General features: G+C 62.1%; 21 protein-coding genes and 1 tRNA gene. 15 read left to right on the top strand and 7 right to left on the bottom strand.

The features are described from left to right. Nucleotides 1–6: 6 nt before the first annotated feature. On the bottom strand, nucleotides 7–762 hold the full coding sequence (locus NEZ08_RS23390; protein WP_298112402.1) for a sulfite exporter TauE/SafE family protein: 756 nt from the start codon (nucleotides 760–762) through the stop codon (nucleotides 7–9). Nucleotides 763–1,088: 326 nt separating this feature from the next. On the opposite strand from NEZ08_RS23390, the gene NEZ08_RS23385 reads away from it, so the two are divergent. After that, complete coding sequence (locus NEZ08_RS23385) at nucleotides 1,089–1,979, top strand: LysR substrate-binding domain-containing protein (RefSeq protein WP_298112399.1); 891 nt, start codon at nucleotides 1,089–1,091, stop codon at nucleotides 1,977–1,979. 6 nt (nucleotides 1,980–1,985) lie between these two features. Here NEZ08_RS23385 and NEZ08_RS23380 read toward each other — a convergent pair whose 3' ends face one another. From NEZ08_RS23380 to NEZ08_RS23370, 3 genes are all read right to left on the bottom strand, one after another. After that, the gene (locus tag NEZ08_RS23380; RefSeq protein ID WP_298112396.1) at nucleotides 1,986–2,954 is read right to left on the bottom strand and encodes a tripartite tricarboxylate transporter substrate binding protein; all 969 of its coding nucleotides are present in this window, start codon (nucleotides 2,952–2,954) and stop codon (nucleotides 1,986–1,988) included. Nucleotides 2,955–2,964: 10 nt separating this feature from the next. After that, complete coding sequence (gene hisN, locus NEZ08_RS23375; RefSeq protein ID WP_298112393.1) at nucleotides 2,965–3,744, bottom strand: histidinol-phosphatase; 780 nt, start codon at nucleotides 3,742–3,744, stop codon at nucleotides 2,965–2,967. 502 nt (nucleotides 3,745–4,246) lie between these two features. Further along, on the bottom strand, nucleotides 4,247–5,134 hold the full coding sequence (locus tag NEZ08_RS23370) for an N-formylglutamate amidohydrolase (protein WP_298112390.1): 888 nt from the start codon (nucleotides 5,132–5,134) through the stop codon (nucleotides 4,247–4,249). A 461-nt stretch (nucleotides 5,135–5,595) separates the two neighbouring features. Here NEZ08_RS23370 and cpdR point away from each other — a divergent pair, with 461 nt between their 5' ends. The 6 genes from cpdR (at nucleotide 5,596) to NEZ08_RS23340 (ending at nucleotide 9,384) form a co-directional block, all read left to right on the top strand. Further along, nucleotides 5,596–5,955, top strand: a complete 360-nt coding sequence (cpdR, locus tag NEZ08_RS23365; protein ID WP_298112387.1) for a cell cycle two-component system response regulator CpdR — start codon at nucleotides 5,596–5,598, stop codon at nucleotides 5,953–5,955. Between the two features lie 92 nt (nucleotides 5,956–6,047). Next, nucleotides 6,048–6,122 (top strand) — tRNA-Val (locus NEZ08_RS23360). A gap of 165 nt (nucleotides 6,123–6,287) precedes the next feature. Further along, nucleotides 6,288–7,349, top strand: coding sequence for an amidohydrolase family protein (locus NEZ08_RS23355; protein WP_298112484.1), 1,062 nt, complete (start codon nucleotides 6,288–6,290; stop codon nucleotides 7,347–7,349). 39 nt (nucleotides 7,350–7,388) lie between these two features. Further along, entirely contained in the window at nucleotides 7,389–8,501 is a 1,113-nt protein-coding gene (locus NEZ08_RS23350; RefSeq protein ID WP_298112384.1) for an amidohydrolase family protein, read from the top strand. Nucleotides 8,502–8,523: 22 nt separating this feature from the next. Further along, nucleotides 8,524–8,937 (top strand): Rieske (2Fe-2S) protein, encoded by a 414-nt coding sequence (locus NEZ08_RS23345; protein WP_298112382.1) that lies wholly within the window; start codon nucleotides 8,524–8,526, stop codon nucleotides 8,935–8,937. Nucleotides 8,938–9,177: 240 nt separating this feature from the next. Then, nucleotides 9,178–9,384 (top strand): hypothetical protein, encoded by a 207-nt coding sequence (locus NEZ08_RS23340; RefSeq protein ID WP_298112379.1) that lies wholly within the window; start codon nucleotides 9,178–9,180, stop codon nucleotides 9,382–9,384. Nucleotides 9,385–9,446: 62 nt separating this feature from the next. On the opposite strand, the gene NEZ08_RS23335 is transcribed toward NEZ08_RS23340, so the two are convergent. After that, nucleotides 9,447–10,298: an SDR family NAD(P)-dependent oxidoreductase gene (locus tag NEZ08_RS23335; protein WP_298112377.1), complete on the bottom strand. Its 852-nt coding sequence runs from the start codon at nucleotides 10,296–10,298 to the stop codon at nucleotides 9,447–9,449. A 95-nt stretch (nucleotides 10,299–10,393) separates the two neighbouring features. Here NEZ08_RS23335 and NEZ08_RS23330 point away from each other — a divergent pair, with 95 nt between their 5' ends. From NEZ08_RS23330 to NEZ08_RS23320, 3 genes are all read left to right on the top strand, one after another. Then, nucleotides 10,394–11,524: an alkene reductase gene (locus NEZ08_RS23330; RefSeq protein WP_298112374.1), complete on the top strand. Its 1,131-nt coding sequence runs from the start codon at nucleotides 10,394–10,396 to the stop codon at nucleotides 11,522–11,524. A 288-nt stretch (nucleotides 11,525–11,812) separates the two neighbouring features. After that, on the top strand, nucleotides 11,813–12,295 hold the full coding sequence (locus tag NEZ08_RS23325; protein ID WP_298112372.1) for a GFA family protein: 483 nt from the start codon (nucleotides 11,813–11,815) through the stop codon (nucleotides 12,293–12,295). Nucleotides 12,296–12,400: 105 nt separating this feature from the next. Continuing rightward, the gene (locus tag NEZ08_RS23320; RefSeq protein ID WP_298112368.1) at nucleotides 12,401–14,062 is read left to right on the top strand and encodes a thiamine pyrophosphate-binding protein; all 1,662 of its coding nucleotides are present in this window, start codon (nucleotides 12,401–12,403) and stop codon (nucleotides 14,060–14,062) included. Nucleotides 14,063–14,131: 69 nt separating this feature from the next. Here NEZ08_RS23320 and NEZ08_RS23315 read toward each other — a convergent pair whose 3' ends face one another. Further along, nucleotides 14,132–15,508 carry an LLM class flavin-dependent oxidoreductase gene (locus NEZ08_RS23315; RefSeq protein WP_298112366.1) on the bottom strand — a complete coding sequence of 459 codons (1,377 nt, stop codon included), beginning with the start codon at nucleotides 15,506–15,508 and terminating at the stop codon, nucleotides 14,132–14,134. 66 nt (nucleotides 15,509–15,574) lie between these two features. Continuing rightward, nucleotides 15,575–16,201, bottom strand: coding sequence for a carboxymuconolactone decarboxylase family protein (locus tag NEZ08_RS23310; protein ID WP_298112365.1), 627 nt, complete (start codon nucleotides 16,199–16,201; stop codon nucleotides 15,575–15,577). A 158-nt stretch (nucleotides 16,202–16,359) separates the two neighbouring features. On the opposite strand from NEZ08_RS23310, the gene NEZ08_RS23305 reads away from it, so the two are divergent. From NEZ08_RS23305 to NEZ08_RS23285, 5 genes are all read left to right on the top strand, one after another. Further along, nucleotides 16,360–17,742 carry a M20 family metallopeptidase gene (locus NEZ08_RS23305; protein ID WP_298112363.1) on the top strand — a complete coding sequence of 461 codons (1,383 nt, stop codon included), beginning with the start codon at nucleotides 16,360–16,362 and terminating at the stop codon, nucleotides 17,740–17,742. Between the two features lie 248 nt (nucleotides 17,743–17,990). Next, nucleotides 17,991–19,043: an MFS transporter gene (locus tag NEZ08_RS23300; RefSeq protein WP_367278455.1), complete on the top strand. Its 1,053-nt coding sequence runs from the start codon at nucleotides 17,991–17,993 to the stop codon at nucleotides 19,041–19,043. 236 nt (nucleotides 19,044–19,279) lie between these two features. Then, a complete protein-coding gene (locus NEZ08_RS23295) occupies nucleotides 19,280–19,696 on the top strand; it encodes a hypothetical protein (RefSeq protein WP_298112358.1) in 417 nt (138 codons plus the stop codon). Next, nucleotides 19,693–20,571: an alpha/beta hydrolase gene (locus NEZ08_RS23290; protein WP_298112356.1), complete on the top strand. Its 879-nt coding sequence runs from the start codon at nucleotides 19,693–19,695 to the stop codon at nucleotides 20,569–20,571. The genes NEZ08_RS23295 and NEZ08_RS23290 overlap by 4 nt, the downstream gene beginning before the upstream one ends. 53 nt (nucleotides 20,572–20,624) lie before the next feature. Beyond that, the gene (locus tag NEZ08_RS23285; protein WP_298112482.1) at nucleotides 20,625–21,482 is read left to right on the top strand and encodes an amino acid ABC transporter substrate-binding protein; all 858 of its coding nucleotides are present in this window, start codon (nucleotides 20,625–20,627) and stop codon (nucleotides 21,480–21,482) included. Nucleotides 21,483–21,498 lie beyond the last annotated feature (16 nt).

The following is a 21,498-nucleotide window of genomic DNA, read 5'->3' as shown; positions in this document are numbered from 1 at the left end:
CCACGTTTATGCGAAACAGATTTCGTAGCTTGCAACGATTGCCAGATAGATCCCGAGCAGGATCATAGCAATCAGAAACCAGCGGCGGAACGTCTCCGGCTCCAGCCGCGTGCGCACCGCCTGACCGGTCGCCATACCGGTGAATGAGGCCGCCAACGCGACGACGCCCGGCACGGCCACCGATTGATCGAGAATGCCGGCGGCCGAGAGATTCAACGCCTGCGCCAGCGTTGCCGTGGTGAAGAACACACCGAGCGCCTGGATGAGTTCGTCTCTCTTCATGCCGAGCGCCTGCATGAACGGCATCGACGGAACGACCTGCACGCCGGTCGCCGCCGAGATCACCCCGGTTGCCAGACCAATGATGCCGCCGATCCATTTCTCGTCGCGCGGGGGGACGGTGATGGCGACCCGCCGGAGGCTGATGATCGCGTAGATCACGAGCAGGATGCCGATCAGCACCGTGCCGTAGCGTGCGTAGGGACCGGTCATCATGTCGGCGTTAAGCCAGATGCCCGCCGGCAGCCCGAGAAGCAGCGGCCACAGCCGTTTAACGATGGCAAGGAAATACGGCCCGGCAAAGGTCTGCCAGATGTTGGTGAGAATGGCCGGCACGATGACGATGGCGAGCGCATGCGCCGGCGCCATCGCGACAGCGAGCAGTCCCATCGATACCGTGGGCAGGCCAAGCCCGATCACGCCCTTGACGAAGCCCGCCAGAACGAAAACCGCGGCAATGAAAACCAGGAGCAGGTGAGCCATACCCAGTGGTCCGATTCTAACATTCGCATCCCTCCTCAGCGGCCACTCTTGCGAATGTTAGAATCAAAGGACCACTGGCAAATAAGAGGTCTAGGGGAGTTTAGGATTTGACATTCGCTTTCCTGACCCGCGGCTTGGTGGGGGAGCTTTACTGATTCAGCACCGCTTTATTGATCTGGAGTCCCTGATCGAATTCGCCGCCTGTGGTGCAGGGACTTCAGATCGGCGGTACCAGCACATTGACCGATCGGCACCGGCGGCACAATCTGGAGCTTATTGAATGAGCCTTCGGATACGACGAAGGCAGGAGATTGGGAGGCCTGGCCATGCGCGTCGATCTGGTCGATCTCCAGCTTTTCGTGGCAGTCGCCGATAGCGGCAGCATCACCCGCGGCGCTGAGCGCGCCCATCTTGCCCTCGCATCGGCGAGCGCCCGGATCAAAGGCCTCGAGACCGACCTCGGCGTGGCGCTGGTCAGGCGCCGACGGCGCGGCATCGAGCTTACGGCCGCCGGCGAAAGCCTGCGCGACCATGCCCGCATCATCATGCACAATGTCGCGATAATGCAGGGCGACATCGCCGGCTTTTCCTCCGGCGTTAAGGCGAGCGTCCATCTGCTGGCCAATACGGCTGGCCTGTCGGAGCATCTGCCGAAGGCGCTGGCGGCGTTCCTGCGCGAATATCCTGATATCAGTCTCGATGTCGAGGAGCGCGAGAGCGGCGATATCGTTGGCGCGATCATTAGCGGAGCGGCCGATCTCGGCTTTGCCGCCGAACACGCTTTGCCGGAGCATCTCGAGCGGTTTGCCTTCGGCGAAGATCGCCTGATGCTGGTGGCACCGAAACGCAGCGAGTTTTCAGGCCGCCGCCAGATCGACTTTATCGAGGTCGGCGAGGGCGACTTCGTCGGGCTGACCAACGCCACCGCGCTCGCCATTCATATCGGCAAACATGCCGCACGGCTCGGCATGCGCCTGCGCATCCGGGCGCGCTTACGCGATTTCGATGCGATCTGCCGCATGGTGGCCGCTGGTGTCGGGGTTGCGGTTGTGCCGGAAGCCGCGGCCCGACGGTGCGCGCAATCCATGCCGCTGACCTTGCTGGCGATCCGCGATTCCTGGGCCAACCGGCAGCTTGTCATCTGTGCCCGCAGCTTCAGGAGTCTGCCGAAGCCCGCCAGGCTTCTCGTCGAGCATCTGCGCAAGGCGGCGCGGTAGGGGCTATTATTTCTCCGTCGGGACGCCGGCGTCCTGGATCACCATTGCCCAGCGCTTGATCTCGCTTTCCATGAAGGCGTGGAAATGATCCGGGCTGTCGCCGATCAGTTCCGCCCCCTGCACGGCGAGTTTCTCCTTCACCGCCGGGTCGCGCATCGCTTCCGTCGCGATCTCGTTCAGCTTTGCGATGATGGCGGGAGGCGTCCCGGCCGGCGCGACCATGCCGTACCAGTTCTCGGCCTGCACGTCGGGCATCCCCACCTCGGTCGTGGTTGGCACATCCTTGGCGGTAGGTGCACGCTGCGGCGCGGCTAGTGCGATGGCGCGCAGGCTTCCGGCCCTGATCAGCGGCAGAAGCACCGGCAGATCGAGAAACACCATCTGCACTTGCTGGCCGAGCAGGTCGTTCACGGCTGGTGCCGCGCCACGGTAGGGCACATGCACGATATCGATCTTGGCGGTGAGCTTGAGCATCTCGCCGGCAAGATGCGGCAGGCTGCCCGGGCCGGAGGAGGCGAAATTGAGCTTTCCTGGTTTTGCCTTGGCGAGGGCGACCAGCTCAGCCATGTTCTTGGCCGGAACGTCGGTCGCCACCACCAGCATCTCCGGCACCTTCGCCACCAAGGTGACGGCTTGCAGGTCCTTTAGGGGATCGTAGGCGACCTTTTCCATCGTCGGGCTGATGGCGAGTGCGCCGGCGCTAGAGATCGCGATCGTGTAACCGTCGGGCGCGGATTTCGCCAGCACTTCGGTGCCGAGCACTCCGCCCTGGCCGCCGCGATTGTCGATGATGACCGGCTGCTTGATGATCTCTGACATGCGCTGGCCGATCACCCGGGCGATAATGTCGTTGGGGCCGCCGGGCGGGAACGGAACGATGAGCCGGATCTGGTGCGCTGGAAAGTCCTCCGCCATCACGGAGGCCATTGGAAGCATTAGGGCCAATCCGGCGACGAACGCCTGCAAGACTTTCATGAAGGTTTCCCTAGTCGTTGAGCAGCTTGAGCGCCGCTTCGTGGCTTCTCGGATCGCCGGCGGCGATGATGCGGCCGCCGTTTTGCGCAGGCTTGCCTTCCCAGGTCGTCACGACGCCTCCGGCGCCGGTAATGATCGGAATCAGGGCGGCAATGTCGTAAGGCTTGAGTTCGGTTTCAATGACCAGATCGAGATGGCCGGCCGCGAGCATGCAGTAGGAGTAACAGTCGCCGCCATAGCGGGTCAGCCGCGCAGTCTGCGCAACGCGGCCGAAAGTGGCGCGATCGGCCTCATTCATCAGCAGCGGACTCGTCGTAAACAGCGTCGCATCCGTCAGCGAGGCGCAGCGCCGCACCGCCAGGCGTCGCTCGCCGGCCGAGCCCGAATAGCTCGCCGAGCCGTTGTCGCCATAGAAGCGCTCGCTGATAAAGGGCTGATGCATCATGCCGAACACCGGCGCTTTCTCGTGCATCAGAGCGATTAGCGTTCCCCAGGTCGGAAAGCCCGAGATAAAGGATTTGGTGCCGTCGATCGGATCCAGCACCCAGACATATTCGGCGTCCTCGCGCTCATTGCCGAACTCCTCGCCGACAATGCCGTGCTGGGGGAAGTTGGCCTGGATCAGCCGGCGCATCACCGCTTCAGCTGCCCGGTCGGCTTCCGTCACGGGATCGAAATCGTGGGCGGCCTTATTGTCGACACCAAGCGAGGTGCGGAAGAACGGCAGGATGGTTTCGCCGGAGGCGGTCGCAAGGCGGCCAATGAAGGCGGTGAAATCGATGACCGTCACGATACTTCCTTACGATAAGATGCTGGGCCCCTGCCTAGCGCAATCCGGGGCCTTCCGCACCGTCGTTGCAAGACTAGCCAGTGGGCAAGGGCGCTTTGGGCCTGGCGAATCGGTTTGCGGTGAGGGGTAAATTTCCAATGAGGGCAAGCGGTCACGAAATCGAAAAAATAAAAGGCGTTGGACGAATCAATGGAGGGTGAAAACGATTTTCATCTAAACATATGATTCTGTTTTAGAAATTTTGAAATCTGCCTTCTGTGGCATTCCCGCTGCAGTGGCCTGATATGCACCGGAAATAAATTAAAAACTCTTGCACTTTGTGCAGCGCGGCCGCATATTGTTGCGGTGCGGTAGCGCTTCGCGTTGCCGCTGCCCTCCTTGGGCGTTTCCTCCCTAGACTTGGGCCGCTTGTTCATTCAAGCGGCCCTTTTTTCTTGCAACTGTCATGTGCCGACGGACGGCGATGGCGCCGTCGCTCACGGGATCGCGCAGACGAGAGCGGTCATTCCGCCGCGGTCTGGAATGGCTCAAGGTCATCCAGTGGAATGGAGGCCAGCACCTCGGCCAGCACGGTGAAATCGGTCGCCACCTGCGCAAACCGGTCGCCGCGCGTCCGCCGCCGCTCATCCATATAGACGGCGCGATTGAGCTCAAGCTGGATGGTATGCAGCCCGGAGGCCGGATTGCCGTAGTGCTCGGTAATGAAGCCGCCCGCATAGGGTTTGTTGCGCCCGACCGAGTAGCCGAGCCGCGTCATGGTCTCCTCGACCTTGTCGGCGAGGATCGGCGCGCAACTGGTGCCGTAGCGATCGCCGATCACGACGTCCGGCCGCCGCGGTTCCTCGCGCGAGACGCCGACCGAGGGCATCGAGTGGCAGTCGACCACAATCACCGTACCGAAGCTCCGATGGGCCTTGTTGATCAGGCGGCGAAGGGCGCGGTGATAGGGCTTGTAGAGCGTCTCGATTCTCGCCAGTGCATCGTCGACCGCAATGCGTTCGCCGTAGATTTCCTGCCCGTCGCCGACCACGCGCGGAATGGTGCCCAACCCTCCGGCCACCCGCATGGAGCGAGTATTGGCGAAGCTTGGCAGCCGTCCGGAAAACATCCGCGGATCGAGTTCATAAGGCTCGCGGTTGACGTCGACATAAGAGCGCGGAAAGTTCACGCTCACGGTCGGAAAACCAAGGCCGCTGAGGCCTGCGATCAACTCGTCCATGAACGAGTCTTCCGAGCGGCGCAACGCGATCAGATCGATCCGCGAGATTTTCAGGAATTCGTCGGGGTAGACCGAGCCGGAATGCGGCGAATTGAAGATGATGGGCGCCCGCCAGGCGGCTGGTTCGACGATCTCGAACGGCGGCGGCAGTTCTTCTTCAGGCTGGGTCATCGTGCGGCGCCGTCCCTTGAAATCCGCCCTTCGAACCACTTTCATTTGTGCCCGGACGATGCGGCTTTTGAGGTGCTATTGTCGGTAATCGCGGACGTCGTGCCAAGCGAAAAAACCGTGAATCGATCGAAACCACGCCTTGCGACGGCGATTGACGGGTTCGATTGATTCTCGCCCCGATCCGGGCGACAAATATTGGCGTGAGACGGCACAAGTGGAGTGGATTTGGCATTCGCTGCCCAGTTTGCCGCGAATTCGCCCAGCGAATGCCAAATCCACTACTCCACTAGAAATCAATATTTGACGGTGTCCCAGCGGTTCTGACATTCATAAACGAACCCGCCACGACAGGCACGAATGTCAGAACCGGGACACCGTTGCCGTTCTTTCACCCGAAATTTACTCTCTGTCAGGCTTAGTGGTCTGACTAATCCTCCAATCGGGATTCGACGTTCCCTGCCATGCACAAGATCCTCCTCGCCGAAGACGACAACGATATGCGCCGCTTTCTGGTCAAGGCGCTGGAAAACGCCGGTTTTCAGGTCTCGCCGCACGACAACGGCATGTCGGCCTATCAGCGGTTGCGCGAGGAGCCGTTTGAGATGTTGCTCACCGATATCGTGATGCCGGAAATGGACGGGATCGAACTGGCGCGCCGCGCCTCGGAACTCGATCCCGACATCAAGATCATGTTCATCACCGGCTTTGCCGCCGTGGCGCTCAATGCTGACTCCGAGGCGCCGAAGAACGCCAAGGTGCTGTCCAAGCCGGTTCACCTGCGCGAACTCGTCACCGAAGTTAACAAGATGCTGGCGGCCTGAACGGGCCTCCATCGTCTCGAAAACGCGGCTCTGCAAGCTTGCCTGGCCGCGTGGGAGCCGATATACGGACCCCCGACCCGATTAAGACCTAAGGGCACGTAGCTCAGCGGGAGAGCACTACCTTGACATGGTAGGGGTCACAGGTTCGATCCCTGTCGTGCCCACCATCCAAAGCCATCGGCCACGCTCATCCCAGCCATGAAGTTGCGCCGCGCATTCCGCGGCTCCGACGTTCATGCATCCCTTGCGCTCGTCCGGACACGGCGTCACACTTGATCGCAAAAGCGCGGAACTGCCAGGCGGTCCGCAACAATGAGATCAAGGGACGGAACATGGCGGCGACGCGGATCGACTGCGATATCCACCCGGCAATAGGCGGCACGCGCACCACGCTGTTGCCCTATCTCGACGATCACTGGAAAGAGCAGGTGGTGAGCCGGGCGATCGATGGCCTCGATCTCAACAGCTATCCGCCGCACATGGCCCTCTCCGGCCGGGCCGACTGGCGGCCGAAGCGCGGCAAGCCCGGCAGCGATCTTGCAATGGTCCAGCGTGGCGCCTTTGACCAGCTCGGCGCCAGCCATGCCATTTGCAACGTGCTCTATGGCGCGCAAGCCGTGTACGATCCCTACATGGCGTCCGCCTTCTGCAAGGCGATCAACGACTGGATCGCAGCCGAGTGGCTGGATCGCGATTCGCGTCTGCGTGCCTCGATCGTGATTCCATGGCAGGCGCCGGATCTCGCGATCGAGGAAATCGAACGCCGTGCCGCCGACAAAAGATTCGTCTCTGTCTTGGTGCTGGCACAGGGCGAGACCCTGCTTGGCCGCCGGCATTATTGGCCGGTGTGGCAGGCGGCGGAGAAGCATCAGCTGCCGCTCGCTATCCACGCCGGCAGCGCCTATCGGCAGGCCCCGAGCTCGGTCGGCTGGCCCTCCTATCGCTACGAATATTATCTCGCCGAGGCGCAGGCGTTTCAGGCCCAGGTGCTCAGCCTGATCTATGAGGGCGTGTTCCTGAAATTTCCGAACCTGAAGGTCGTGCTGATGGAATCCGGCGTCACCTGGCTGCCGGCCTTCATGTGGCGCGCCAACAAGACTTGGCGCGGCGTCCGGGTCGAGGTGCCGTGGGTCGATCGCGAGCCGGCGTCGATCGTGCGCGACCATGTTCGCGTCACCATGCAGCCGTTCGACGCGCCGCCGGATGCGGCCGGTGTTGCCGACATCATCGAGATGATCGGCTCGGACAAGATGTTCCTGTTTGCCTCCGACTATCCGCACTGGCAGTTCGATGGCGACGACGCCGTTCCGCCGCATCTGCCGGCCTCTATCGTGACGCGCATGTGCGCGGACAATCCGCTTGAAACCTTCCCGCGGCTTTCGCTCGCGGCTTGATTGAGATCATGATCCGGAAACAGAGATCAGGAGGATCGCATGAGTGAAGTCATCGACCGCCCGCTGCTCGATCAGGAAAAGCCGGCCAGGACGAGGCTGCGCATCATCGATTGCGACATCCATCCAAGCCTGCATGCCAGGACCGATCTCAATCCATACCTCGCCAGGCGCTGGCAGGAACATATGAAGACCTACGGCGACCATCTGCGCACGCCCTACATGGGAACCACGCCTTATCCGCGTTCTTCGCCTCTGATCGCGCGCCGCGACGCGTGGCCGCCCACCGGCGGACCGCCGGGCTCGGATCTGGATTTCATGCGCAAGCAGTATCTCGATCCGCTCGACGTCGAGTTCGGCTTGCTGCAGGTGCTCGACATGTTCATCTTCTCGCAGCAGAACCTCGAATTCGGCGCAGCGATCCAGCGCGCCGTGAACGAGTGGCAGTTGGCGCACTGGACCAGCCGCGATCCGCGGTTGAAGGCCGCCATCCTGGTTGGGCAGGACGGTGTGGACCTGGCCGTTGCCGAAATCGAGCGTTGCGCCAAGGTCGGGCAGTATGTGCAGATCAACATCTCGCCGCGGGCCAACGAGCCGATCGGCCGGCGCCGCTATTGGCCGATCTATGCCCGTGCGGAGGAACTGGGGCTCCCGCTCGGTATCCATGTCGGCGGTTATGGCGGTCACGCGCCCACCGCTGGCGGCTGGCCCTCTTATTATGCAGAAGAACACCAGTCGAATGCACATACCATGGCGGCGTCGCTCACGAGCCTCGTGCTCGAAGGGGTGCCGGAGCGCTTCCCACGGCTGAAGATCGTGTTCATCGAGGGCGGCTTCGGCTGGATCTCGTCGACGATGTGGCGGATGGATCAGCATTTTGACCGGTTCCGCGACGAGGTGCCCCATCTCAAGCGCCGTCCATCCGAATATGTGCGGGAGCATTTCTGGTTCACGACGCAGCCGATCGACGAACCCGACGAAGCCAAACATCTGCGTTCGCTGATCGAATGGGTCGGCGTCGACCGTCTGCTGTTTTCGTCGGATTATCCGCATTGGGATTTCGACGATCCGCGCTTTGCCTTCAAGACGCCGCTCAGCGAGGCTGAACGGATCAAGATCTTCAACACCAATGCCCGCGCCGTCTATAAGTTGTGATCGCAAATTCTGATTGCCTGCCATGACCCGCCACATCGTCGCCCGCACGTCAGACATTCCGCCCGGAGGCAACAAGGTGGTCACGCTCGATGGCCGCGACGTGGTCGTGTTCCATGCCAATGGCGAGTTCTTCGCTTTGCTCAACCGCTGCCCTCACGCCGGTGCGCCGCTGGATCAGGCGGCCTGCGTGGCGCGGCTGACCTCGCCGGAACCCGGGGTCTATCAGCGCTCGCGGGTTGGCGAACTGTTGCGCTGCGCCTGGCATGGCTGGGAATTCGACATGCGCAACGGCCAATCCTGGTTCGATCCGCAGCGCGTCAAGGTCAGAACCTATCCAGTGGTCATCGAGGACGGTGAGACGTTGGCCAAGGGACCCTATGTGGCCGAAACCTTTCCGGTTCACGTCGAAGACAATTATGTGATTGTTGAGACATGAAACCGACGCGACGCCAGTGAGGTGTATTTGACATTCGTTCCCCACGCGGCCGCAAACTCGTAAAGCGAACGTCAAATGCCAAACTTCACTGGAAATCTAGCATTTGCTGGTGACCTTCGAATCTAACAATCGCAACAGTGTCAGCTGAGAAGTGATGCGAATGTTGGAATGGGACCACTAGCAAGACACAGTTGTCGTGCTATAAGCCGCCCGTCTTGGGATCATGATGGGTGCGTACGGATGTCGAAGCAGGCAATGCGCGAAGAGGCGGAGCGCCTGATCCGCGAGGCGATGGCGCGCAAGCCGCTGGTTATCAAGGAGGGCAATACTCGCATCGAGACCGTCTGCGGCAAATGCGGCGCGCCGAACCGCGTCTCCGCCGAACGCGGGGTGACGCGGGCGAAATTCACCTGCAAGCAATGCGGACACAAGCAGGAGACGCTTTGACGCGTTTTCAAGCGAAGCGGGCACCGGTTCGGGTGAAGGAAGGCGAACCGAAGGCTCGCCGCTCAACCTTCCTTCACGAACTTCGCGAATGCTTCCGCATAGTCCGGATGCCAGCGGGATAGCGCGGGACGGTTTTCGACGATGTCTTCCGCAGCCCAGAGGATGCGCCGCTCGTCGAGCCGGCGCGGCACGTCATTATCCGGGCAGAGAATGTAGAAGTCTCCACTTCCCACCCGCTCGATCATGAAGTCGACGGTTTGCTCCGGCGTCCAGGCCGCGGCCGGCTTTTCGGTCCGTCCCTTGGCGGTCAGCCCCGTAAACACGAAGCCGGGAATGAAGAGGTGCGCGCTGATACGGCTGCCCTTGGTGTTGCGCAACTCGTGTTCCAGCGCCTCGGTGAAGGCCTTCACGCCGGCCTTCGCGACATTGTAGGCAGGATCGCCGGGCGGGGTGGTGATGCCCTGCTTTGAGCCCGTGTTGATGATCAGGCCCGGCCTGCCGCGCTCGATCATGCGTGGTCCAAAAATCCTTGAGCCGTTGATTACCCCCCACAGGTTCACGGTCAGAATTCGCTCCCAATTGTCCGGCTTGCCGAACAGGCTGCTGCCGGGTTGAATGCCGGCGTTGTTCATCAGGAGATCCGTGCCGCCGAAGCGCTCATGCACGGCGTCTTCCAGCTTTGACACCTCGTCAGCACGGCTGACATCTACCGCCATCGCCATTACCCTGGTCGCCCCGCCCGGCGAAATCGAGACCAGTTCGGCCTCGGCGGTAGCCAGCCGGTCCTTGCCGGAATCGGCGACGCACACCTTCATGCCGAGCCGGGCGAACCGCTTGGCGGCGGCAAATCCAATGCCACCGGCGCCTCCGGTGATGACGGCGACGTTGTCGGGGGACATAACGGGATGAGGCATGGGAGGTCTTCCCTTCAGGCTATCGCAACAGGCATGGTTTTACGGTTACAAGCTTGATCGCAAATTGCGGCAAAGACATTTCCGGGGCGCAACCTATGAATTTTCCTCACCTGTTTTCACCGCTTCAGGTCGGTCCCTACCGGCTTGCCCATCGCGTCGTGATGGCGCCGTTGACAAGAATGCGAGCGGATCGAACGAGTTTCGCGCCGCGTCAGCTGAACGCGGAATATTACGCGCAACGCGCTACGCCAGGCGGCATGCTGATCGCCGAAGCCTCGCCGGTCCAGGCGACCGGACGCGGCAATCCGGGCACGCCCGGCATCTATTCGCAAGCGCAGATTACGGGATGGCGCGCCGTGGTCGACGCCGTCCATGCGCGGGGCGGTCTGATTTTCCTTCAGCTCTGGCATGTCGGCCGCGTCTCGCATTCATCGTTTCAGCCCGGCGGCGCGATGCCCGTGGCGCCCTCGGCAGTTCCGATCACCGGCAACGGCATGCTGGCGATGACCGCCGATGGCAAGATGGTGCCTTACGAGACTCCGCGTGCGCTTGAGACTGAAGAGATCGAACAGGTCGTCGAGGCGTTCCGGCAGGCGGCGGTCAACGCCAAGGAGGCCGGCTTCGATGGCGTCGAAGTGCACGGCGCCAACGGCTATCTGCTCGAGCAGTTCCTGCAATCTCACACCAATTTGCGGACCGACCGATATGGCGGTTCGATCGAAAACCGCGCGCGGCTACTCCTGGAGATTACCCAGGCAGTCAGTGGCGTTTGGGGTGCGGAGCGCGTCGGCGTGCGGCTATCGCCTTACGGCATCGCCAACGGCAGCGGCGAGGCGGATCCGATGCCGCTCTATACCCATGTGATCAAGGCGCTCGATGCGCTGGGGCTCGCTTATCTGCATTTCATCGAGCCGCGATCGAGCGGGGCGGGGCGCGCGGAGGTCAACTGGCAGAACGTGCCGTCGGCGATGGTGCTGTTCCGCCCTCTCTGGAACGGTGTCTTGATTTCGGCCGGCGGCTTTACCGGCGAAACTGCGGAAGCCGCCATCGCGCAAGGTCATGCCGACGCGATCGCATTCGGCCGCATCTTCATTTCCAATCCAGATCTGCCGCGCCGGCTGCGGCACGGCTTCCCGCTCACGCCCTATAACCGCGCGACCTTTTATGGCGGCGGGGAAGCCGGTTACACGGATTACCCGGTTTACGACGAGATGGCGCCGGCCTAGTACCGCCGATCTGAAGTCCCTGCACCGAAAGCGGTGAATTCGATCAGGGACTTCAGATCGATAAAGCGGTAATCAATAAGCTTACTAGCGCCCATGACTTTCCGAAGTTCGTGAAGGCGGTTGCTGCGACGTAACACGAACTTCGGAAAGTGGGCGCTAGTCCTCGTTGCGAGGAGCCTGAGCTCCGAACCAATCCAGTCTATCTTGTGCGGCTGGCTCGCTTCGCGGAGCCTGTCATCGGGTGCGCATCCGCGCGACCCGTTGCTCGCAATGACCGAGGGAGAGCCAATGGCGAAACCAACCAAAGCCGCCGGCGTCGCGAAAGGGCAATGCCTCTGCGGCAGCGTCGCTTTCGAGATCGACGTACCGGCGCGCTGGGCCTGGCACGATCATTCCGCGGCGAGCCGCCGCGCCCACGGCGCGGCCTACGCGACCTATATCGGAAGCTGGCGCAGGCGTTTTCGCATCACTACGGGTGAAGAGAACATCTCGCACTTCGAAGACGCTGCGACGAAAACCCGGCGTTCTTTCTGCAAATCGTGCGGCTCGCCCTTGATCTTTGAACGCCCGCACTCTCCGCACATGGTCAACATTCCGCGCGCGCTGTTCACCGGCCGCACCGGTCGGCAGCCGCTCTATCACATCGCCATCGAGGAGTTGCAGGAATGGGCTTATGCCGGCGAGCCGCTGGTGCCGTTGAAGGGGTTTCCCGGCGTGGTGTGGCATCGCACAAAGAGGCGGCCTCGCAACGATCGCGAAGGCATGTTTTGACGCGCAGAGCTGCCATGTAGGCGGTTTCTTGCCTGATCGGTGGGAGTTTGCTCATGATGCATCGGCGCGCTGCTTGAGAACGCAAGAACAGAAGCCAGAGGAAACATGAAAAATCGCATCACCGGCCGCTCGGCGTTCCTGGCCTTGCTCAAGGACGAAGGCATTACACACCTGTTCGGCAATCCCGGCACGACCGAATTGCCGATCATGCACGCGCTGAGGGATAATCCCGACCTCACCTATGTGATGGCGATGCAGGAGAGCCTCGTCGTTGCCATCGCCGACGGCTACAGCCGCGCCTCGGGGCGCCTTGTCGCATGCAATGTTCACGTCGCGCCGGGCCTGGGGAACGCGATGGGCTCGCTCTACAACGCGCATTTCACCGGCACGCCGATGATTTTGACCGCCGGCCAGCAGGAGCAGGGCCATGGGCTGATGGAGCCGCTGTTATATGGCCCGCTGGTGCGCATGGCGGAGCCCTTGGTGAAATGGGCCGTCGAGGTGACTCGGCTGGAAGATCTGCCGCGGATCGTGCGCCGCGCCGCCAAGATCGCGACCACGCCGCCGACCGGCCCGGTCTTCATCTCGCTGCCCGGCGACATTCTCAATTCCGAGGCCGGCATCGAGCTCGGCCGTTCGACCCGCGTCGACGCTCGCGTGAAGCCGTCCGACGAGGCGTTGCAGGCGCTTACCCTCCGAATCCTCAAGGCCGAGCGGCCGGTGATCATCGCCGGCGATGAGATCGTCAAAAGCGATGCCTTGCAGGAAGCGGCACAACTGGCCGAAGCGCTCGGCTGTCCGGCGTTTCAGCAGTCGGTCCCCTATGGTGCGCACTTCTTGTCAGAGAGCCCATGTTTCATCGGCGCGCTGTCGCGCTCGCAGCCGCAGGTGCGCGACGTTCTCGCGCCTTTTGATCTGTTGATCGCGCTCGGCGCCGATCCGCTGCGGATGTCGGTGCATAGTGAGACCGATCCCCTGCCGGAGGGCCTGCCGATCGTGCAGATCGGTCTCGTCGAATGGGACCTCGCCAAGAATTACGGCGCGGAGATCGCGCTCAAGGCGGACGTGAAGGAAACGTTGCGGGCGCTGCTGCCAGCGCTGAAGGCCAAGGGCGGCGCGGCCCTGGAGACCAAGGCCAACAAGGGTATTGCCGCTTTGTCGTCGACCAACTGGACGGCGCGCCGCGCGTCACTGGTCGGGCAGCTCGCCCAACGCGGCAATTCGACGCCGATCGATCCGGATTATCTGACCCTGCAGGTGGTCGAGGCGCTGCCGGGGAACGCCATTGTCGTCGATGAAGGACTGACCTCGTCGCGGCAGATGCTGGCGCTGCGGCCGCACCGCGACCGCTATGGCTATCATGCGTTGGCTTCCGGCGGCATCGGCTGGGGATTGCCGGCATCGGTCGGCGTCAGCCTCGCCAATCCGCATCGTCCCGTGGTTTGTTTCTCAGGCGATGGCAGCGCGATGTATTCGATCCAGTCGCTGTGGACGGCTGCGCATCACAAATTGCCGCTGAACGTCGTGATCGCCAACAACGGTGGCTATCGGATCATCAAGCAGCGACTGCTCGCCTTTCATGGCGACGATCATTACGTGGGCATGGACTTCGCCGATCCGCCGGTGGACTTCGCCGGTGTCGCCAGGTCGCTCGGCTGTGAAGCGATACGGATCAGCGACCCCAAGGAACTGAAGTCGACGCTGACCTCCGCCTTCAGCCGTCCGGGCGCCAAGCTGATCGAGGTGATGGTGGACGGGACGGTGTGAGGGCCCTGTCATTCCGGGATACGCCGAAGGTGCAGACCGGGAATCCATCCCTCCCGGCATTCGTGTGGCCTACGGGCCATAACCTGGCCGATACTGCACCGCCGGATGCGGCGCATCGAGCCGCGCGCGGCCTGCGCCGAACAGTTTTTCGCGCAACGTGCCTTGCCTGTATGCCGTCTTGTAGCGGCCGCGCCGCGTCAGTTCCGGTACCAGCATGTCGGTGATGTCCTCGAAATCGCCGGGCGAGACCGCAAACGGCATGTTGAGCCCATCGACATCGGTCTGATCGAACCAGGCTTCGATGGCATCGGCGGCTTGTTCCGGCGTGCCCACCACCACAGGCCCGATGCCGCCGATGCCGACATGCTGGGCGACTTCGCGCACGGTCCAGACCCGGTCAGGGTCGGCGCGGGTGATGTTGTCCATCGCCGAGCGACCGGCGTCGTTCTCGACATGCCGCACCTGCTGGTCGAGGTCGTAGCCCGAGAAATCGACGCCGGTCCAGCCGGACATCAGCACCAGCGCGCCTTCCGGACTGACGTGGCTGCGATACTCCTCGTATTTCGCCTTGGCCTTGGCCTCGGTCTCGCCGAGGATCACGGTGAACATCGAGAACATCAGGATCTCGGCGGAGTTGCGCCCCGCGCTCGCCGCGAGTTCGCGAATGCCGGAGACGCGCGGCGCAATGACTTTTGCCGAAGGCCCCGACATGAAGACACATTCGGCATGTTGAGCTGCGAACTGTCGACCGCGCGGCGACGTCCCGGCCTGATACAGCACCGGCGTGCGCTGCGGCGATGGCTCGCAGAGGTGGATGGCGTCGAGGCGAAAGTTCTTTCCCTCGTGCTGGACGCGATGCACCTTCGCAGGGTCAGCAAAGATGCCACGCGCGCGATCGCGTAGCGCCGCGTCGTGTTCCCAGCTGCCTTCCCAGAGCTTGTAGACCACCTGCATATATTCGTCGGCGATGTCGTAACGATCGTCGTGTCCGGTCTGCTTGTCCTTGCCGGCGCCCTTTGCGGCGCTGTCGAGATAGCCGGTGACGACGTTCCAGCCGACCCGCCCGTCGGTGAGATGATCGAGCGTCGACATTCTTCGTGCGAACGTATAGGGCGGTTCGTAGGACAGGTTGGACGTCACGCCGAAGCCGAGATTTTCGGTCACCGCGGCCATGGCCGGGATCACCAGCATCGGATCGTTGACCGGGGTTTGCGCGGCGTTGCGCACGGCCGCGTCGTGGCTATTGCCGAACACGTCGTAGACGCCGAGCACGTCGGCCAGAAACAGGCCGTCGAACCGTCCGTGCTCGAGCGTCCTGGCGAGATCAAGCCAATAGGGCAGTCGGTTGTAGTCGGCGGTGCGGTCGCGCGGATGCGTCCACAGTCCCGGCGATTGATGGGCGACGCAATTCATCGCAAAAGCGTTCAGCCGGATTTCTTTTTTCATGCGAGGTGACTTTCGGTGGGGCATCGGGAAGGCACCGCGGCCTCCGCGATGATCAGCAGAGGAATGTTACTCGCCGGCCTGCTTGAACGGCATCTCGGCTCCCGCCGGTGGCCTGACATGCGCGACGTTGAGCGTCATCGAGACCACGTCGTAATAGCCGTTCACGGCGATCAGGTCGACGATACCCTGCTCGCCAAAGTCTCCGAGCGCCTTGGCGTAGATCGCGTCGTCGACATTGTGGTCACGGCGAAGCTGCGTGATGAATTCCCAGACCGTCGCCTCGTCTGCCTTCATGTTATCTGGCTTGCGGCCGGCGCCAATCGCGGCCACCACCGAAGGATCAAGCCCGGCCTTGAGCGCGAGCGGAGCGTGGGCGTACCACTCATATTGCGCGCCCCACGCCTGCGCCGTCATCAGGATTGCCATCTCGTTGATGCGTTTGTCGAGCGAGGTGTTGAAGCGGACATATTCGCCGACCTTTTGCAGCCGATCCGCCAGTACGGGGCTGCGCAGCCAGGTATTGAACGGCCCGCTCATCCGGCCTCTCGGCCCGTGGATGATCGCTTCAGCAATGCTGCGCTGGGCCGGCGTCATCTGGTCAAGCGTCATTTCCGGCATGCGTTCGCTGGTCAAGGCGAATGCGGAACCCGTGAGCAACAGCCCGGCCGCGGCAAGGCGCAGAATGGTGTTCATGGCGTTCTCCCCTGGGTTGGCCGCTTCGAGCGGTCCGTTTGCTCGAATTGTCGCATCCCCAATGCAATTAGCAAAGAGCAGAACACTTCCAGCCCGCAGCTTGTCCCGTTAACGTGACTGCATCGAAAATGCCAACTCCCACCAGCCAAAAAGATCCCATGACCAGAACCGATACCATCGCCCGTGCCCAGACCATGCTGCGCTCGGGAGAATTTCTCGATGAACTCAGTCGCCGGGTTGCCTATCAGACCGAAAGCCAGAACCCTGAGAAGCATGCGGCGCTGCGCGCCTATCTGACCGACGAACTTCAGCCGGCCTTCAAGGCAATGGACTTTTCGACCCGGCTGATCGAGTCCCCGGCCGGAAAAGGTCCCTATCTGCTCGCCGAATATCGCGAGAGCGATTCGGCGCCGACCGTCCTGGTCTACGGCCATGGCGATGTGGTCGACGGCATGGCCGGCGATTGGCGGGGCAATCTCGATCCATGGCGCACGACGCAAATCGGCAACCGCCTCTACGGCCGCGGCACCGCCGACAACAAGGGCCAGCACAGCATCAACATGGCGGCACTCCGCGCCGTCCGGGAGGCGCGCGGCGGCAGGCTTGGCTTCAATGTGAAATTTATCATCGAGATGGGCGAGGAAATTGGCTCGCCGGACCTGCCGCAGGTCTGCGAAAGGCTGCGCGACGACTTGAAGGCCGACCTGTTGCTCGCTTCCGACGGGCCGCGGCTGTCGGCGGAACGGCCGACGCTGTTTCTTGGCTGCCGCGGGGGCATAAGGATTCATCTCGACGTGAACCTGCGCGAAGGCGGCCATCATTCTGGCAATTGGGGCGGCGTGCTCGCCAATCCTGCGACGATCCTCGCCAGCGCCATCGCCTCTCTGGTGGATAGCCGCGGGCGTATGCAGCTTGATGCATTAAAGCCGCCGCCCTTGTCGAACCGGATTCGCGCCGCGCTCGCCGACGTCGAAGTCAAGCCGATGGCGGATGAGCCGGCGCTCTCGGAGAACTGGGGCGAGGAGGGGCTGTCGGCCGCCGAGCGGCTTTATGCCTGGAACACGCTTGAAGTGCTGGCGATGTCGTCCGGCAACATCGAAAAGCCGGCCAACGCGATTCCCGGCCGCGCGTCGGCTGTGTTGCAGCTGCGATTTGTGGTCGGCACCAGGGTCGACAACATCGCGGATGCGATCCGCGCGCATTTGCAGGCCCGTGGATTTCCGATGGTCGAGGTTTCCGCGACGCAGCGGTTCGCAGCCTCGCGCACAGATCTGGACAGCCCCTGGATCAACTGGACGGCGGAATCGATCCGCAAGACGACCGGAAAGGCGCCCGCTGTGCTGCCGAATTTCGGCGGCTCGCTGCCCAACGATGTGTTCACCGACATTCTCAAGATACCGACGATGTGGGTGCCGCATTCCTATCCCGGCTGCTCGCAGCACGCGCCTGACGAGCACATCCTGTTGTCGGTGACCGAAGAAGCGCTCGGTATCATGGCCGGCCTGTTCTGGGATCTTGGCGAATTGAAAGCGCCCCTCTGAACTGAAGAGAAATTGCATGACCGTGACGGCATCAGCCGAGGCATCGAAGGCCGGCGTCGAGAAAAACATCACGCGGCTCGTGGTCGCGACCTCGATCGGCAATGCGCTCGAGTGGTACGACGTCACGGTCTACGGCTATTTCGCGGTCTATATCTCGCGGGCGTTCTTCCCGAACGACAACCCGAGGACCTCGCTGCTGCTGACCTTCGGAACGTTCGGCCTCGCTTACCTCGCACGTCCCATCGGTTGTGCTCGGCGCCTATGCCGACCGCAGGGGGCGAAAAGCCTCGCTGTTGTTCTCCGTCGCGCTGATGACGCTCGGCACGTTTGCGGTCGCCGTGATGCCGACCTTTGGCACCATCGGCATTTCGGCACCGATTGCGGTGATCGCGGCGCGGTTGGTGCAGGGATTTTCGGCAGGCGGCGAGTTCGGCAGTTCCACGGCCTTTCTGGTCGAGCACCGGCCCGACCGGCGCGGCTTCATCGCGAGCTGGCAATTTGCCAGCCAGGGCTTCAGCAATTTGCTGGCTTCGAGCTTCGGCGTCGTGCTCACCGCCTGGATGGCACCGGAAGACCTCTCGTCCTGGGGCTGGCGCATTCCGTTTCTGTTCGGCGTCCTGATCGGCCCGATCGGCATCTATATCCGCAATCACCTGGAAGATGCCACCGCGCCGCCCGCCGCGCAGGGCTCGCCGGTGAAGGAGATATTCCTGAATCAGAAGTCGCGCGTCCTGCTCGGCATCGGCGCACTCGCGCTCTCGACCGCAGTCAACTATCTGATCATCTACATGCCGACCTATGTGGTCAAAAATTTCCACTTGCCGCCCGTCGCAGGTTTCACTGCGACCTTCGTCGGCGGCATCATGGTGACGGGCCTTACGCCCTTTGCCGGGATGATTTCCGACCGGGTCGGCCGGACCCGGCATATGATCGCCGCCAATATCCTGCTTCTGTTCTCGATCTTTCCGATGTTCTTGCTGATCACGAAAGATCCGGTGCCGGCGGTGATCATCTTTGCGGTGTTCTGGCTGTCGACGCTGAAGGCGCTTTATTACGGGCCGCTCGCGGCCTTGATGGCGGAACTGCTGCCGGCGGCGACGCGAGCGACGGGGCTCGGCCTTGGCTATAATATTGGTGTCACATTGTTCGGCGGCATGGGGCCGGCGACCATGACATGGCTCGGCGGTTTCGCCCTGATCGGCGCCCTCGCGCCCGGCTATTACCTGACAGCGGTTGCGACCCTGAGCCTGGCGACGCTCTTGACCATCCATACGGCGCGGGTGACGGCGCGCAAGTATTAACCGTGACTTGTGTGGCGACACTGACGTGTCCCAGTGTCATTGCGAGTTCTTCGTAGGAACGTCAGTATCAAAGCCACACCAGAATCAGATGCTTGCAAGTGTCGCTGTGGTTCTGACATTCGTAAAGCTGCCTGCCGCGATATGGTACGAATGCCAGAACCGGGACACCGGTTGTGGCGCAGCCGCGCCTTCCGGCCCCAAGGTCGGCTTGCGACGGCCAGAGGTTCGGACCATAAATGCCTATGACGTCGTCAAGCGCCAGCGATGCTGCGATAGCCGAGCTTTTTGCCGGAATTCCCGCAATGCTCGGCCGAACGCCTGACCTTGTCGTTCGCGGCCGCATGCTCACCTGCGACTGCCTTTTGGGGCCGGCCGATCATCCCTTTCACGTGTCGATCCGCGAAGGTGCCATCGTCGATATGACGGCGGCACCCGTGTTGATGCGTTCCTGGCGCTTTGCCTTCCGGGCGTCATCTGCCGCCTGGGCGGAATATTGGCAGCCGATGCCGCGGCCCGGTTGGCACGATCTTCTGGCGCTGACCAAGCGGAAAGAGGCCAGTCTCGAAGGCGACCTGCATCCCTTCATGACGCATTTGCAGTATTTCAAGGATCTGCTGGCGCTGCCGCGTTTCGCGCCGGGGAGGGCGGCATGAGTGGCGCGATCGAGCCGATCGCCGGCCGCTACGTCCATGTCGACGTCGGCGGGGAAAACTGTCGGATTTATTTCGAGGAGAATGGTGCAGGCATTCCTCTGGTCTGCCTGCACACCGCCGGCTCGGACGGGCGGCAATGGCGCCATCTGCTCGCCGACGAGGAATTGGCAAGGCATTTCCGCATCATTGCATTCGACATGCCATGGCATGGCAAATCGAACCCGCCGGAAAGCTGGGATGGTTCGGAATACCGTCTCACTACCGCGCGTTACACCGAAACGATTCTGGCGTTCTGCCGGGCACTGAGACTCGACAAGCCCGTGGTGATGGGCTGCTCCATCGGTGGCCGCATCGTGCTCAACCTTGCGATCGAACACGCAAGCGAATTTCGCGCCTTGATCGGGCTCGAAGCGGCCGATTTTCAGGCGCCTTGGTATGATACGAGCTGGCTCAACCGGCCGGATGTCCACGGCGGCGAAGTCTGCGCCGCCCTGGTGTCCGGCCTCATCGCGCCGCAAAGCCCGAAAGCCGCCCGAGCCGAGACGCTCTGGTGCTACAAGCAGGGCGGTCCCGGCGTGTTCAAGGGCGACCTTTACTTCTATCGGGTCGACGGCGACCTGCGAGGGCGTCTCGAGGGGATCGACACCGCCGCCTGTCCGCTTTATCTGCTTACCGGGGAATACGATTTTTCCTGCACGCCGGAAGACACGGTCCGTACGGCAGCAGCTATCCAGGGCGCTCACGTCACTATCATGGAGCAACTCGGCCATTTTCCGATGAGCGAAAACCCGGCACAGTTTCGCCGCTACATCGCGCCCGTCCTCGACCAGATTCGAAATCATTCCAAGTCGGACAAACAGGGAGTCCATTCATGAAACGAACGCTTGTTGCAGGCGCAGCCTTCGCCGTTGCGCTCTCATGGCCGGCGATGGGGCAGGAACTGACGGGAACGCTGAAGAACATCAAGGAGACCGGCACGATCACGCTCGGCTATCGCGATTCCTCCATTCCCTTCTCCTATCTCGACGACAATCAGAAGCCAGTCGGCTACGCCATGGACATCTGCTACAAGATCGTCGATGCCGTGAAGAAGGAGCTCAAGCTCGACAAGCTGGAGGTCAAGCTCAACCCTGTGACGTCGGCCACCCGTATTCCGCTGATGGCCAACGGCACCATCGACCTCGAATGCGGCTCGACCACCAATAACGCCGAGCGCGAGAAGCAGGTCTGGTTCACCAACACCCACTTCCTTACGGCGAGCCGCTTCGTCTCGAAGAAGGCGAGCCACATCAACTCGATCAATGACCTGAAGGGCAAGTCGGTAGTCTCGACCTCCGGCACCACCAACATCAAGCAGCTTAACGAGGCCAATGCCGCGCGCAATCTCGGCATCAACATCATCCCGGCGAAAGACCACGCCGAAGCCTTCCTGATGGTGGAAAGCGACCGCGCCGTCGCCTTCGTGATGGACGACATTCTTCTCGCCAGCTTTGTCGCGAGTTCCAAGGATCCGGACGCCTACGTCATCTCCACCGATGCGTTCTCCAAGCCGGAGCCCTACGGCATCATGTTGCGCAAGGACGATGTGCCGTTCAAGAAGGTGGTCGATGCGGCGACCGCAGCGCTCTACAAGAGCGGCGAGGGCGAAAAGATCTACAACAAATGGTTCATGGCAAAGATTCCGCCGAAGGGCCTCAATCTCAAGGTGCCGCTCGGACCCGAGCTGAAGTATGAGTTCGCCCATCCTTCCGATTCGCCCGACCCGGCTTCCTACAAGGCGATGTGAGGCGACGATTGTTTGC

Origin of the sequence: Bradyrhizobium sp., assembly GCF_027451485.1 — a bacterium.
GTDB lineage: Bacteria > Pseudomonadota > Alphaproteobacteria > Rhizobiales > Xanthobacteraceae > Bradyrhizobium.
This window is presented reverse-complemented; position numbering and strand designations above follow the sequence as displayed.